This window comes from Kiloniella sp. (assembly GCF_965205715.1).
In the GTDB taxonomy this organism is placed as follows: Bacteria; Pseudomonadota; Alphaproteobacteria; order Kiloniellales; family Kiloniellaceae; genus Kiloniella.
In genome coordinates this window covers 34,137-47,837 of the sequence record NZ_CBDBHW010000008.1, presented here as the reverse complement: position 1 = coordinate 47,837, position 13,701 = coordinate 34,137, and the positions used below count along the sequence as shown (strand labels likewise).

At 45.1% G+C, this 13,701-nt stretch carries 13 protein-coding genes; 4 read left to right on the top strand and 9 right to left on the bottom strand.

Annotation, left to right across the window (positions count from 1 at the left end; all coding sequences use genetic code 11):
- Window positions 1–9: 9 nt before the first annotated feature.
- From fcl to ACOGW3_RS08635, 5 genes are all read right to left on the bottom strand, one after another.
- Complete coding sequence (gene fcl / locus ACOGW3_RS08655) at window positions 10–975, bottom strand: GDP-L-fucose synthase (protein WP_419902601.1); 966 nt, start codon at window positions 973–975, stop codon at window positions 10–12.
- Window positions 975–2,402, bottom strand: a complete 1,428-nt coding sequence (locus tag ACOGW3_RS08650; protein ID WP_419902600.1) for a mannose-1-phosphate guanylyltransferase/mannose-6-phosphate isomerase — start codon at window positions 2,400–2,402, stop codon at window positions 975–977. The genes fcl and ACOGW3_RS08650 overlap by 1 nt, the downstream gene beginning before the upstream one ends.
- Before the next feature lie 18 nt (window positions 2,403–2,420).
- Window positions 2,421–3,431, bottom strand: a complete 1,011-nt coding sequence (gene galE / locus ACOGW3_RS08645; RefSeq protein ID WP_419902599.1) for a UDP-glucose 4-epimerase GalE — start codon at window positions 3,429–3,431, stop codon at window positions 2,421–2,423.
- 109 nt (window positions 3,432–3,540) lie between these two features.
- Window positions 3,541–4,032 (bottom strand): transcription termination/antitermination protein NusG, encoded by a 492-nt coding sequence (gene nusG / locus ACOGW3_RS08640; RefSeq protein WP_419902598.1) that lies wholly within the window; start codon window positions 4,030–4,032, stop codon window positions 3,541–3,543.
- Window positions 4,029–4,664, bottom strand: a complete 636-nt coding sequence (locus ACOGW3_RS08635; protein ID WP_419902597.1) for a hypothetical protein — start codon at window positions 4,662–4,664, stop codon at window positions 4,029–4,031. Before ACOGW3_RS08635 ends, nusG begins: the two co-directional genes overlap by 4 nt.
- Window positions 4,665–4,909: 245 nt before the next feature.
- Here ACOGW3_RS08635 and ACOGW3_RS08630 point away from each other — a divergent pair, with 245 nt between their 5' ends.
- On the top strand, window positions 4,910–5,935 hold the full coding sequence (locus ACOGW3_RS08630) for an NAD-dependent epimerase (protein WP_419902596.1): 1,026 nt from the start codon (window positions 4,910–4,912) through the stop codon (window positions 5,933–5,935).
- Window positions 5,936–5,953: 18 nt separating this feature from the next.
- On the opposite strand, the gene asnB is transcribed toward ACOGW3_RS08630, so the two are convergent.
- The 4 genes from asnB to ACOGW3_RS08610 all read right to left on the bottom strand — a co-directional run bounded on the left by asnB (window position 5,954) and on the right by ACOGW3_RS08610 (window position 11,255).
- Window positions 5,954–7,888, bottom strand: a complete 1,935-nt coding sequence (gene asnB, locus ACOGW3_RS08625) for an asparagine synthase (glutamine-hydrolyzing) (RefSeq protein WP_419902595.1) — start codon at window positions 7,886–7,888, stop codon at window positions 5,954–5,956.
- A gap of 126 nt (window positions 7,889–8,014) precedes the next feature.
- Complete coding sequence (locus ACOGW3_RS08620) at window positions 8,015–8,815, bottom strand: alpha/beta hydrolase family esterase (protein WP_419902594.1); 801 nt, start codon at window positions 8,813–8,815, stop codon at window positions 8,015–8,017.
- A 101-nt stretch (window positions 8,816–8,916) separates the two neighbouring features.
- The gene (locus ACOGW3_RS08615; protein ID WP_419902593.1) at window positions 8,917–9,708 is read right to left on the bottom strand and encodes an NAD(P)-binding domain-containing protein; all 792 of its coding nucleotides are present in this window, start codon (window positions 9,706–9,708) and stop codon (window positions 8,917–8,919) included.
- A gap of 314 nt (window positions 9,709–10,022) precedes the next feature.
- A complete protein-coding gene (locus ACOGW3_RS08610; protein WP_419901077.1) occupies window positions 10,023–11,255 on the bottom strand; it encodes an ISL3 family transposase in 1,233 nt (410 codons plus the stop codon).
- Between ACOGW3_RS08610 and ACOGW3_RS08605 the strand changes: the two genes are divergently transcribed.
- From ACOGW3_RS08605 to ACOGW3_RS08595, 3 genes are all read left to right on the top strand, one after another.
- The gene (locus tag ACOGW3_RS08605; RefSeq protein ID WP_419902592.1) at window positions 11,242–11,409 is read left to right on the top strand and encodes a hypothetical protein; all 168 of its coding nucleotides are present in this window, start codon (window positions 11,242–11,244) and stop codon (window positions 11,407–11,409) included. The two genes, ACOGW3_RS08610 and ACOGW3_RS08605, sit on opposite strands and share 14 nt — an antisense overlap.
- A complete protein-coding gene (locus tag ACOGW3_RS08600) occupies window positions 11,375–12,763 on the top strand; it encodes a dipeptidase (RefSeq protein ID WP_419902591.1) in 1,389 nt (462 codons plus the stop codon). Before ACOGW3_RS08605 ends, ACOGW3_RS08600 begins: the two co-directional genes overlap by 35 nt.
- 152 nt (window positions 12,764–12,915) lie before the next feature.
- On the top strand, window positions 12,916–13,689 hold the full coding sequence (locus ACOGW3_RS08595) for an FkbM family methyltransferase (protein WP_419902590.1): 774 nt from the start codon (window positions 12,916–12,918) through the stop codon (window positions 13,687–13,689).
- Window positions 13,690–13,701 lie beyond the last annotated feature (12 nt).

Genomic DNA, 13,701 nt, shown 5'->3' with positions numbered 1-13,701 from the left:
AGCGTTTCTCTATTTTAAATAGTCTTCTAAAGAGCTTTTAAGCCCATCTTCCAGGGTAACTGATGCTTGCCATCCCAAGTTTAAAATACGGGAATTATCCATCAACTTTCTTAGGGTGCCATCCGGTTTGCTGTGATCAAACTCAATGCGCCCAGAATAGCCGGTTACCTCAGCAATCTTATGGGCTAACTCTTTGATCGTGATGTCATTACCACTGCCGACATTTATATGACTTAAGGTTGACTGAGTATGTTGATCATAGGTACTTTTAGCAAGATTCATGACGTGTACAGAAGCGGAGGCCATGTCATCGACAAAAAGAAATTCACGCCTCGGTTTGCCACTTCCCCAAACTTTGACTTCGGGAGTGTTATTGGTTTTAGCTTCGTGAAATCGACGAATTAAACCAGGAATAACATGACTGTTATCGGGATGATAATTATCTCCTGGGCCATAAAGGTTTGTTGGCATGACGCTTCGATAGTCTATGTCGTGGCTTTGTCCGTATTGCCGATTATAGCTCTCGCAAAGTTTAATCCCGGCTATCTTTGCTATCGCATAAGGCTCGTTTGTTGGCTCAAGCGTGCCTGTAAGAAGAGCGCTTTCGGAAATCGGATTTTCTGCGTGTTTTGGATAGATGCAACTGGACCCTAAGAACAACAGCTTTTTGACATTATTTTTGAAAGCAGCATCTATAATGTTCGCTTGAATCATCAGGTTGTTATAGATGAAGTCTGCGGGGTAGGTGTTATTCGCGTAAATTCCACCGACCTTTGCTGCGGCAAGATATACTTGTCTTGGCTTGTTCTCTTTAAAAAAGGAACGCACTGCAGCCTGGTCGGTAAGATCTAAGTCGCTATGTGTAGCTGTGACAATGTTTTGGGAGGAATGCCCCTGTTTGAGGAGTTGGCGCACGATAGCTGAACCGACCATTCCGCGATGGCCCGCAACATAGATTTTTTCTTCTGTTTCCATTATTTCTTTACTACTCGTCCATAAGTATCGTCCAGTCTTTCTATATCATCCTCTCCAAGATAACTACCAGACTGAACTTCAATCATTTCAAGTGGTATCTTTCCCGGATTTTTTAGACGGTGGAGTTCCCCAACTGGAATATAAGTGGACTGATTTTCGCTTAAAAGAAATACTTCCTTACCACGTGTAACTTCTGCTGTACCTTTCACAACGATCCAGTGTTCAGCACGGTGGTGATGTTTTTGTAAACTCAAACTTGCACCTGGTTTTACGCCAATCCGCTTTACTTGAAAGCGTTCTCCCATATCTAGGGAATCGTACCATCCCCAAGGTCGGAATACTTTTCGATGAATTACTGCTTGCGATAACTTTTTCTCTTCTAATTTAGTCACGACTTCTTTGACTTGCTCTACCTTGTCTCTATGGGCAACTAAGACAGCATCTGGCGTATCCACAATAATTAAATTTTGTGTCCCAAGTGCAACAACAGGGCGATGCGGGGCGTGAATAAAAGTGTTTAGAGCTTCATGTACCGTGCCTTGCCCTTCAACTCTATTCTCGTCGGTGTCCGATGGGGTAAGACTAGCCAGAGCATTCCAGCTACCGACATCGCTCCACTGACCACGGAAAGGTACAATAGCAAGGTTGCCGTGTGGCTCCATGACGGCATAGTCGATACTTTGTGCTCGGCAATTAGAAAAAGCTTCATGGCTCGGTCGTATAAAGACATTGCCATCCTGAATAGTCTCTTGTGTCTTGTCTTGCATAGCCGTTTCGCAAGCCTGCAAAATATCTTTTGAATGTTGGCTCAGTGCATTCAGTAGTTTGTCAGCGCGGGCAAGGAAAATACCGGCATTCCACAGCACATTACCCTGTAGTAATAGCTCTTGAGCTTTGGTTTCGTTGGGTTTTTCTATGAATTGTGTTACCTGGTGGCAACCGTCGTCTCGTTCTTTACCCTGTTCAATATAACCGTAAGCGGTGCTTGGATAGTTTGGGACAACACCAAAGGTAACAATTGCCCCTGCAATTGCCGCGGGAATACCATGTTTAATGGTCGAGCTAAACATGTCTCCATCTGGGATGTGATGATCTGCGGGACAAAAAAGGAGTAATTCTTCAGGAGCTCCTGATTCGCACAAATGAAGAGCCGCAATGGCCATTGCGGCAGCAGTATTACGCGCTTCTGGCTCTAGTATGATGTTACCTGTGATGCCGGTGGCCTGAAGCTGTTCAGTGACCATGAAACGTTGTTCTTCGGATGTAACTGTAATTACTTTGTCACCGAGTTCGCTGACGCGTTCAACCGTTAATTCGAAAAGACTTTTGTTATCAATCAGAGGTACAAACTGCTTTGGGAAACTCTTTCGAGAAAGAGGCCAAAGCCGCGTTCCTGATCCACCACAAAGAATTACAGGCGTAATCATGGTTATGATATTCCTCGTTTATACTGAGTCTGCATGATTATTTTTTTGGAAATTCCATGCGCTTTCGCACATTTCCTCAAGTGTTCTGGTCGCCTTCCAGTTGAGTTGGTTAGCTGCCTTGTTCGCCTCAGCGTAACATGTGGCTATATCGCCGGGGCGTCGCTGAACTATTTCGTGCAATACAGAGCATCCCGTTGCAACTTCAAAGGCTTTGATCATATCAAGAACGCTATAACCCTGTCCTGTGCCAAGATTAACGGCATGCCAGCCATTATGAGTCTGTAGGAAATCTAGTGCTGCTAAATGTCCTTCGACAAGATCTAATACATGGATGTAATCGCGTACACCTGTGCCGTCAGGGGTTGGGTAATCGCCACCAAAAACACTTAATTTTGGTAGGTCCCCAGAAGCAACCTTATTAATGTAGGGCATCAGGTTATTTGGTATGCCCTGTGGATCTTCGCCAATCAAACCTGATTCGTGAGCTCCGACTGGGTTGAAGTAGCGTAGGCATGCAATCTGCCAGTTAGAATCTGACTTCGCCAGATCCGCTAATATTTCTTCAATTTGTATTTTGGTCTGCCCGTAAGGATTTGTAGAGCTCACGGGGTGGTCTTCATCAAGTGGAAGATATTCTGGGTTACCGTATACAGTTGCACTGCTGCTGAATACGAGAGTTCTTACGTTGGTTTCTTGCAGAGCCTTTAAAAGGGAAATGGTTCCGCCAACATTATTACTGTAATATTGAATTGGCTTTGCAACGGACTCTCCAACTGCTTTTAGACCGGCAAAGTGAAGGACTGCATCTATTTTATAGTCTGTAAGAGTCTTAATTAATAGTGGAGTATCACTTATGTCACCCTTTACAAAAGGGACGGACTTTCCAGTGATCAGTTCTAATTTGGGGATGACGCCTTGACTGCTATTGCTAAGGTTGTCGAAGAGCACAATATCATGATCAGCCTTTGCCAGAGCCACTGCGGCATGACTTCCTATGTATCCTGTTCCGCCTGTAAGTAATACGCGCATATTAGGTTGATTTTCGTTTCATTATATTTAGAAAATTCCCACGCTACCGCACTTCGGGTGAAATAAGTTTCACCCGTTTGTGGCACCTGTATTTTAAAGACTTCTTAATCTATGTGACTGGTGTCACATCTAGATACGATGTCGTTGTTTTTACTTCTCTACCAAGCAGGTTCAGTAAGACTGTAATCCGCTCTTTGTCAACCATTTGTGATAGTGTGCCGATTACATCTGTAAAGGGTCCTGATAAAAACTTTACTTTCGCCCCTAACTGTAAGTCAGGATCGATATGGTCTTGTAGAGTATTGGTGTCTTTTAGACTTGCTACGAATTGATCGGGCAAGCTTGGAAGCCGGTGGCCGTTGGATATAAGGCGACGGACACCATAGGTGTTATTTATAGAGTTCCAACTATCAACTTCTGTATCCAGCTTTACGAAAAGATATCCTGGGAAAAGTGCCCTTTTTACAACGTCAATTTTCCGGGCATGCTTTCTGGATTTCATAAAAAAGGGCAGGAATACTTGATAGCCTTGACGAATTAAATTGATTTCAGCTCTGTTTTCCTGATTAGTCTGTGTATTGACGACGTACCACTTTTTCATGAGCCGTCCTCGTTTGTGTCTTCAGCAACATCCGATGAGTGAATGCGAAGAAAGTCTGGAACGAGTAATTTTGTGTGGCCTTCAATAAGCGTTACTTTTTCATAAGTCACTTGTGGAGAGTCTGAATCAGTTAGGACTATGGCGTCGTAATCAGATATTTCATCCAAAGTTTTGTAAACAGGAATGTTTCCAATTTTTTCGCGTTGAGATCGGGTGCTGATGATGGCGATTAATTCTACTTTGGTATCCCAAGCGGCCATTATAGCTATTTCTGCTAGTTCACCATCACCAAGAAGGAGTAATCGGCTTTGACCTCTAACGTGAGCTTGTTCAAATAACTCAACGTATTGATTTCGAGCATTCTTGAAAAAATCGAGTGATGTATCTAAATATTCGACAACAAGGCGGCTTTTTTCGCTAAACCCTCTAGGGGTAAGGTAGTAGGCATATCTCTTATAGGGTGCCGATTTAGCTTTCACATAACCTTTGTGAATAGCGCGCTTTAGAAGCGAGTTTGTAAAGCCGATTGAAACACCAATTCGCTTGGATAGCGTCATTTGGGACATGACTTCACCCTCTTCAAGGGATTGAAGAAATTCTAGATCTGTTTCGATGCCCGATTTTGATGGCATAGTACGTGATGTCCCTATGGATATTTTGGCATAATCTACTGTGTATTGGTGGGGAGGTCAACCATCATTCATGCTGTGAACGTCACTCTATGAATGATGGTTGACCTCCCTTTTATACTTTTTACGCATATCAAGTAAGTAAGCTGATATTAAATCTCCGGCAGGTTGTTTGGGGTAGAACTTTAATGTTAAGAATTACTATAGAAAATATCTGACTTTGCCCCCATCTAGGACACTTCAATTTTATGGCTAAAAAAACTTATGTAATCACTGGCACCGCTGGTTTTATTGGGTATCACCTTGCTGACCTTCTCTTAACCCAAGGGCATCAGGTTATCGGTATCGATATCGTCAGTGATTATTACGAGGTTTCACTTAAAGAAGCACGTTTAGCCAATCTGAAGACGTTCGAGGGTTTTGTTGAAAAGCGGGTAGATCTTGCTGATTGGGATGCTGTCGAGGCGGTTTTTAAAGAACATCGGCCTGATATCTGTGTGAATTTGGCGGCTCAGGCTGGTGTTCGATACAGTTTGGAAAATCCGCGGGCTTATCTTCGCTCTAACGTAGATGGGTTTTTGAATATTCTTGAGGCCTGCCGTCATTATCCTGTTGAGCATCTGGTCTATGCATCTACCAGCTCAGCTTATGGGGCGAATACATCGATGCCTTTCAAGGTTTCTGAAAGTGCCGAGCATCCGCTTACGCTTTATGCGGCAACAAAAAAATCCAACGAGTTAATGGCGCATACCTATTCTCACCTATTTGGTTTTCCGAGTACTGGGATGCGGTTTTTCACAGTTTACGGCCCTTGGGGGCGGCCTGATATGGCCTTGTTTATGTTCACAAAGGATATTCTGGCGGGCAAACCGATCAACGTCTTTAACAATGGTGATATGAAGCGAGATTTCACTTACGTGAAAGACATTGTTCAGGGTATCAGCAGGTTGGCTGATGTGCCTCCAAGTATTGATACGAGTTGGGATGCGGATAATCCAAATCCGAATACCAGCGGCGTGGCTCCGTTCCGTGTTGTGAATATTGGAAATTCGCGCTGTGAAAAGCTTATGCGCTATATCGAAGTTCTCGAAAACAAACTAGGTATGAAGGCTGAATACAATATGCTTCCTATGCAGGACGGGGACGTGCCTGCGACCTGGGCTGATGTCAGTGAACTAACCGAAATCACGGGTTATGCACCTTCTGTCACGATCGAAGAAGGTATTGGCCATTTTGTCGACTGGTATAAGAGTTATTACAGGATTAATTCTTAAAGCCAAAAAACAGAAAACTTAGTTCTTTTCCAACCAGGATTGCAGCATCAATACATTCCATATCTGGTGCTGCCAATTTCGGGTACCTGACATGTGCTCGTTAAGCTTTCGCTGAATAGTATTATGCTCAAGAAGGCCTTGCTCTTTAAGTGCGTGTTCAGAGAGAAGGCTATGTGTCCATTCTTTGAGGGGCCCGCGTAACCAGTTGTCGATTGGGACACCAAAACCCATTTTGGGTCTGTCGATCAGCTGTTTAGGGACATGTTTGTGCAGAACATTCCTTAGGAGCCACTTACCCTGACCATCACGTATTTTCATGTGCTGAGGTAAAGACCAGGAAAATTCGACAATACGGTGGTCTAGAATTGGAACCCTGGCTTCCAGCGAAGCTGCCATTGAAGCGCGATCTACTTTGGTAAGAATGTCATCTGGCAAATAGGTAACTGTGTCGAGGTATTGCATCCGATCAACTGGGTTGGGGATTGAATTCGTCAGCTTCTGGTTCCAGATCTCCCCCTTCTGTTCGCGGCCCCTGAGCATCAAGTTGTTGGGGTCTTGCCAGTTACTTACAAGTGTCCGGTAGTAGCCATCTGAATCTTCCCCCAATACGCTCGCGAGTTTATAGAGCGTATCACCAGGGTGGCTGGGCCTGCGTGAGGCTGGGACGAGTTGAAAAACCTTATTCCAAGATTGAGGTGACAAGCTTCTAATCGCGCAGGAGCTCAGGTTGCGAAAAATTCTGGGGATGTTGTTAATTTTATCCCCATACTGATGGGCTGTGATATGGCGTCTGTAACCACCAAAAAGCTCGTCTCCTCCGTCGCCTGAGAGAGCAACGGTAACGTGTTCTCGTGTTAATTTTGAAACGAGATAGGTCGGTATCTGTGAGGAGTCCGCAAAAGGTTCATCATAAATGTCCGGCAGGTGAGGGATGACTTCTCTTGCTTCACTCGGTGTGACGTAGAGCTCGGTGTGATCGGTTCCGAGGTGTTTGGCGACTTCAGCTGCGTGTTGTGCTTCGTTATAACCTTGATCCTCAAAACCAATGGAAAATGTCTTTACGGGCGAGGATGACTGTTTTTGCATCAGGGCGGCTACGGTGCTGGAATCAATGCCGCCAGAAAGAAATGCTCCAAAGGGAACGTCGGATATCATGCGCTTGCCAACAGCGTCCTCGAGTAAATTTTCAAGGGCGGCTATTGCGTCTTGGTCGTTGCCAGAAAATGGAGTTTGTTGGCCCTTTGATACGGCTTCTTCGAGATTCCAGTACGTTGAAAGTTTTGGTGTTCTGTCGCCTTCTAGGTCAAAGGTAAGAATTTGGCCGGGAAGAAGCTTATTTACACCTTTGTATATTGATTGTGGTGCTGGAATATAGTTGAAACGCAGATAAGAAGCGACGGCATCGTGGTCAATTTGGCTTGGGCAGTTGGGATGAATTTTCAGGGCTTTGAGGATTGAGCCAAAAATCAAAGATCCTTTGTTATAACTCCAATAAAGAGGCTTTATACCCAAGCGGTCACGACATAAAATTAAACGTTTTTCCCGTTTGTCCCATAGCGCAAAAACGAACATACCAATGAGTTGTTCTAGTGTCTCTTCCAGCCCCCATGTGGCGATTGCTTCGAGGAGAACTTCTGTGTCCGAATGGCCCTTAAAATTTGTGCCTTTATGAGCGACAATCTTGGGTCGAAGGTCCGCTGCGTTATAAATTTCGCCATTGTAAACCAGTACAAAACGACCACAGGATGACGTCATGGGCTGTTGCCCTGCACTCGACAGATCGATTATGGATAGTCTTCGATGCGAAAAGGCAATGCCATGATCAGCGGACACCCAGATATCGCCCCCATCAGGGCCGCGCCGATACATAGCCTCTCCCATAGAGTGAGCTATGTTTTGTCGCTTTTCGATATCAGTTGACTTGCAGTCAATAAAACCTGCGATGCCACACATAAAGGGTCCTGTTCCATGAAATATCTTGCTGAACTTCATCTATAAACAGTCGGGTAGAAAAATGCACGGTTGTTTATAATTTAGAGGAGAGTAATGAATGTGTGAATTTGATGCGGATTAGTTTACTTAATTTTTAACCGCTTCAGCCAAAACTAGATCCAGCCAACCTTTTGGGATCATATGGCCATAATTGTGTAGGCAGATAGATGTATTTTTACCACTGTTACAACTGGTCCAGCGGTGGCAGGTGAAGATATTGAGTTTTTCAACAAGATCTGGTTCTGCCTTACAGTTGTTGGTGCGCCGCCAGAGTTCGATTCCTTTTAGGGGGTTATTGCCGTCTCCTCGGGGGAGGCGCATCACGTTGTCCTTTAATCCATGAACTTGAGTGACGTTAACGGGGCCCCCTTTGCAGTTGATACTATCTTGCTGCCAAAGAGTGCCTGCAATGGGTAATATACCTGCGAGTTGTTCTCCACTTTCACAGGCTAAGCGCCAGGCCATGGCCCCACCATATGAAAATCCCGAAACGTAAATTTGACTGCTATCGATGGGCCATTTTTGGGGAAGGTCTTTCATGACAGATAGCACGAATGGGGTGTCGCGTGAAGAGTTGCCCCAAAAATCCCAACTTTTGCCAAGTCCATCCGGAGCAACCAGTAAAAATCCGTTGTTTTCTGTGGCGCTGGTTACACGAGGATTATTCAACACATTACGACCGGTTCGTCCCCAGCCGTGAAAATGGATGAGTACTGGGAGAAGGGATTCTCCATCCCAATTTACGGGCGTCTTAACCTGATAGGTCCGGCCTTCTAATTCACAACGACCGTTTTCTCGGCATTGAGAAGCGGCGCCTGCTGTTCCTTGTAGGAGTAGAGGGAGAGTGACCATGCCTAGAAGAGATAAAGCAGTAGCAAGATGTTTCATGTAAGAATTAATCCAACAAGGTAATCATTTGATGTGATTACCCTAAGGGCAAGCCTGATCACGGCCAATTCAGAGAATTGTGATCTCCTGAAATTAGGAACCTAGTTGTTTTTTACTAAGTTCGTATGGACCTCATCGAGGGCTTTGTCCCATGCGGTTATCCCTTGCTGAGCTTTTAGGACATCCAGGCCTTTCAGGGTATAAGTTCCCTCTGTGGCGATGGCGTTGGTAATAGAGGTGAGGTCTTCGGTTTCTTTTAAGAGCGCATAGCCAGTGGCTCCGCGGACATTATGAAGTACCAGGTCGCGTGCTGTTTGGGGTGGCAGGCCTTTGTTTTCGAGCCATTGAGACATGCTGCCAAAAAACTCATAGAGCCACCCGTTCATGCAAGATGCTGCGAGCGAAAGATCGAACTCATCTTCACTGTTAAAAACGACGGGAGCGCCTGCATATCTCGCCAGGTTTTCGACAATCTCATTGGCTGGATATATTGGGACAACGCCTTCTCCTGCTTCAATGCAACATACGGGTATCATGCGGATAAGGTTTTCGGGTAGTTTCCCTGCTTTGTGATGACTTTCCAGGCTGATGCCCGCAATCGCAGAAATTACGATCTGATCGGCTCTGAATATGAGGCCAGAGAGAAGAGCTTGCAGATGTTCGGGTCTGACTGAGAGCAAGGCGATGTCTGATTGGTCTATGACTTCCTGATTGCTATCGGCTATGGCGCAATTGTGAGTTTGGGCCAGCTTGTTTGCTGTTTCAGTATTTCTGGGGGAGAGCAGGATTTTGCCTTCAAAGCCGCCTTTACGCAGGCCTGCAACAAAGTAAGAGGCAAAATATCCAACTCCAAGAATACCTAGGGCCAAGGAAGAAAGTGGTTTATCAGTCATGGAAATCTCTGTGTGTGAGGGCAATTGTAGATTTTGTTCCAGTGAAGCACTAACGGAGTAAAAAGTCCCAGATAAAAAGCGATAAACAAAGAGTCTTTTTTATCTTTTCGAGTTTTATGGAAATTAGGTAAACAAAACTTGCCTAGTCGAGTTAGGTTCTGATAGCGTGCTTGGGTAATTACATCCTGTTGGTCTGCATTATTCTCATGGTAAATACAGTCAAGAACCTGTTTGAGAGTTAGATCAGCGCTTTGCATTGCAAAGGCATAATTAAAGAATAACAAACAGGCTCTTCTCCGCTTTGTTGAGTAGATTTAGGATTTCAAATAGAGCATAGATTGATTATCTGGAATGGATGATTGTCTAATTTTGAGTTTGAAGTATTCGGTATCCTTGATGCCTCTGGCTCGCTTACGGATCATTCCTATACTGACATTACCAGCCTCTATCCTGGCGCTTGTGAGCTTGTGTTTGGCGTAGTTGCAGATGCCCACACAATGTTTCCGTAGGGATTTCGCGAACTTTTTTAGATAGAGCATCTGTGACTGATCTGCTATCAGGCACCAACGTTCCAGTTGCTCCGCCATCGCCTCAAATGAAGCGGCACTCCACAGCAGCTGAAGCTGTTCTTTCAAGACGTAAAGTGCATTCAGGTTGCTATTGCTCTCCAGCAACCTTTGCAGCTTGTCACTTTGTTTTTCACTCAACTTATCCGCATTTTTGAGCAACAGATAATGCGTCCCTTTCATCAACTCTTTACCACTTGGATCGGCCTTTCTGAACTCAAGTCGACGCTGATTATGGATAGCTTTGCTGTAGTTTTTCATGACGTGGAAACGGTCAAATACTATGTCGGCCAACGGCAAGGACTCTCTGACAGCCTTTTGGTAGGCAGGCCCCATATCCATCGCTACGGCCTTTATTTTGCAGGCTGTATCTGGTTGCAGTTGTTTCAAAAACCTTGAAAAAACCTCGGCAGTTCGGCCTGCTTCAACCCAGATCAGATGACCGCCAACCATATCGTAGACCACCGTCATGTAGTCATGACCTTTCGCCCGGGCAACTTCATCTACACCAATATATTCCAAGCCAGTTAGCTCTGCAGGATCAAGCGTAGGGAGAGTTTCAATAAGGTATGCCCTGTCGATATTCTTGACCGTTTCCCATCGTATATCCAAATGTCTGGAAACCGCTTGAATAGACATATGCCGACATAATCCACTGATCAGTCGGCAAAATCGGTGAGTGAAACGGCACCCTTTATCAACAAAATCACACCCCTCAATGCGGCGTTCGCCCTTGTTAATATAAACCTGCGCCAGCTCAATCTCGACCACACAAGGATACCCAAAAAGGGGGATGTCGTTTACTTGTCGGCGGACATGCTGGTTGATGCTTCCCTTCTGGCCTGTAGCAGGGTCTATAGCCCTCCTACGCGCGTCTCGGCTGCAGTGAATGACAATCTTAACACCGCCGTCATCCAGTTTAATTTCATTTACACGTTGCCCTTTGAGGCCTAAAATATGCTGCGAGATGTTGATTGTCATATACCTGCTCTATGTAAAGTTATCAGAAACCATACATATCAACAGGTTACTTGGCGGTCGGCATCTTTTTCTACTCAACAAAGCGGAGAAGAGCCAACAAACACACGGGGAGCAATATAATGAGCGCTCTGGAACAGGTACTGTCCCACGTTGACGATCATCTAGAAGAGAGTATTGAACGGTTATTTGACCTTGTTCGCATTGAAAGTATTTCGACGGACCCAGCATATAAGGCAGAATGTCAAAAAGCTGCTGAATGGCTCGAGCGTGAATTGAATGAGCTGAAATTTACGGCCTCGGTTCGTTCTACACCCGGTCATCCAATGGTCGTCGCTCATACTCCTGATCAGCCCGAAGGCCCGCACGTCCTGTTCTATGGCCATTATGATGTCCAGCCTGTTGATCCACTTGAGTTGTGGGAAAATCCTCCGTTTGAGCCCTTTATTGCAGAAATGCCCGACGGATCAAAACAGCTGACGGGGCGCGGTACGTCTGACGATAAGGGGCAACTTCTCACATTTCTCGAAGCTTGCAGAGCTTGGCGGGCGGTTACGGGTAAGCTCCCTTTGAATACCTCTATTATTTTTGAGGGTGAAGAAGAAACCGGGAGCCCGAGCCTCGATGCCTTCTTGGCTGAGAACAAGGATGAGTTAAAGGCCGATCTGGCGCTGGTTTGTGATACGACCATGTGGGATCGGGAAACACCGGCGATTACCGTCCGTATTCGCGGCATGATGAAAGAAAACCTTGTGATCAAGGCTGCTGACAGAGACCTGCACTCCGGTGCCTATGGCTCTGCAGCGCGTAACCCATTGCATGTTCTTTCGGAAATAATTGCCGATCTGCGTGATGACAGGGGGCGGGTACAAATTCCTGGATTTTATGATGGCGTCGAAGAACTTCCTGCTGACATTAAAAAACAGTGGGATGGTCTCGGGTTTGACGGGGAGGAATATCTCAAGGAAATAGGTCTCTCCGTTCCTGCTGGTGAAGAAGGCTATTCTGTGCTCGAACAAATTACGTCGCGTCCGACCTGTGAAGTTAACGGTATTTGGGGCGGCTATAATGGCTTGGGATCAAAAACGGTAATTCCTGCGGAAGCCAACGCTAAGCTCACTTTCCGTCTCGTGGGAACGCAAGAGCCTGGAAAAATCCGGGAAGCCTTCCGTGCCTTTGTTGAAGCGCGGTTGCCTGCTGACTGTAGCGTTGAATATGAAAGTGTTGGTGGGGAATTCGGGCCGTTGATCGTTGATACGGACATGCCGGAAACTCAAAAAGTTATCAAAGCCTTATCTGATGAGTGGAATAAAGAAGCTGCATTGATGGGCTCTGGTGGTTCCATTCCGATCACAACAGAGTTCCGCCGGGTACTTGATATGGAAACGCTTTTGGTGGGCTTTGCCCTCGAAGATGATCGTATTCATAGCCCGAACGAAAAATACGACCTGAAAAGTTACCGCAGAGGAATTCGTTCCTGGGTGCGGATTATTGCTGCATTGTCAGAGTAGGATGGATGACAATGAGAACGGAAGGGAAAATGAGCTTTTCCTTCCGTTGGCCTACATCTGTTGAGGTGAGCCATTGAATGTTGATTTACTTGTTATATTTCAATAGGTATTAAACGTATTAATGTCCAACCACTTTCGACGAATACATAACGATGCTTCAAAGATTAAATACGAGCCTCCATCGATTTTACTATAAACATTTCAGCCGTACGAAGTGGAAGGTTGTTCGTTTTTTTGGTGCTGAATTTGTAATGCAGCCTTCAAATTATATTGACAGGCGTATGTGGATAGAAGGTGGATATGAAAATCTGCATTTGACTTATATGTTGAATCAAGCGCGGACACATGATTTCGATGCATTCCTTGATATCGGGGCCAATTTTGGATTGTATTCCTGTATCCTTGGCGCAAATAAAGTTATTCCGATCGTTCATAGTTTTGAATGTGATCCCAGGAATTTAAGCCATCTGCAGGGGCATATTCGCATGAACTCTCTTCTCGATGATGTGACTGTTCATCCCCACGCCGTCGGTGATGTTGCAGGATCTATTACTTTCAGGATGGCGTCTGGAAATAGTACAGGCCATTCTTTTGTCGCTGAAAGCAGTGAGGATTATTCACTTATACATTCTGAGAAAAATTCAAAGGAATACCGTTCAATTACAGTTGAACAAAAACCGATAGATGACGTTCTGAGCTATACTGGCAAAGAACTGCTTATAAAAATTGATGTTGAAGGGTATGAAAAAATTGCCTTAAAGGGGATGACGCGTACCTTGAGAGATAATACCTGTCTGTTGCAGATAGAAATTATCAATGGTTCTCAGGAATTGACAGAGATGTTATTTACCCTGGGCTATGAGAGAGTTCATAGGATTGATGATGACTGGTACTTTTCAAATCAACCCAAAAACTCTTCTCAATAGCTGCATTCATAA

Excerpts from the sequence above, each read along its gene's own strand:
- fcl (WP_419902601.1), bottom strand. The coding sequence starts at position 975 with ATGGAAACAGAAGAAAAAATCTATGTTGCGGGCCATCGCGGAATGGTC.
- ACOGW3_RS08650 (WP_419902600.1), bottom strand. The coding sequence starts at position 2,402 with ATGATTACGCCTGTAATTCTTTGTGGTGGATCAGGAACGCGGCTTTGG.
- galE (WP_419902599.1), bottom strand. The coding sequence starts at position 3,431 with ATGCGCGTATTACTTACAGGCGGAACAGGATACATAGGAAGTCATGCC.
- nusG (WP_419902598.1), bottom strand. The coding sequence starts at position 4,032 with ATGAAAAAGTGGTACGTCGTCAATACACAGACTAATCAGGAAAACAGA.
- ACOGW3_RS08635 (WP_419902597.1), bottom strand. The coding sequence starts at position 4,664 with ATGCCATCAAAATCGGGCATCGAAACAGATCTAGAATTTCTTCAATCC.
- ACOGW3_RS08630 (WP_419902596.1), top strand. The coding sequence starts at position 4,910 with ATGGCTAAAAAAACTTATGTAATCACTGGCACCGCTGGTTTTATTGGG.
- asnB (WP_419902595.1), bottom strand. The coding sequence starts at position 7,888 with ATGTGTGGCATCGCAGGTTTTATTGACTGCAAGTCAACTGATATCGAA.
- ACOGW3_RS08620 (WP_419902594.1), bottom strand. The coding sequence starts at position 8,815 with ATGAAACATCTTGCTACTGCTTTATCTCTTCTAGGCATGGTCACTCTC.
- ACOGW3_RS08615 (WP_419902593.1), bottom strand. The coding sequence starts at position 9,708 with ATGACTGATAAACCACTTTCTTCCTTGGCCCTAGGTATTCTTGGAGTT.
- ACOGW3_RS08605 (WP_419902592.1), top strand. The coding sequence starts at position 11,242 with ATGTTGATTGTCATATACCTGCTCTATGTAAAGTTATCAGAAACCATA.
- ACOGW3_RS08610 (WP_419901077.1), bottom strand. The coding sequence starts at position 11,255 with ATGACAATCAACATCTCGCAGCATATTTTAGGCCTCAAAGGGCAACGT.
- ACOGW3_RS08600 (WP_419902591.1), top strand. The coding sequence starts at position 11,375 with ATGAGCGCTCTGGAACAGGTACTGTCCCACGTTGACGATCATCTAGAA.
- ACOGW3_RS08595 (WP_419902590.1), top strand. The coding sequence starts at position 12,916 with ATGCTTCAAAGATTAAATACGAGCCTCCATCGATTTTACTATAAACAT.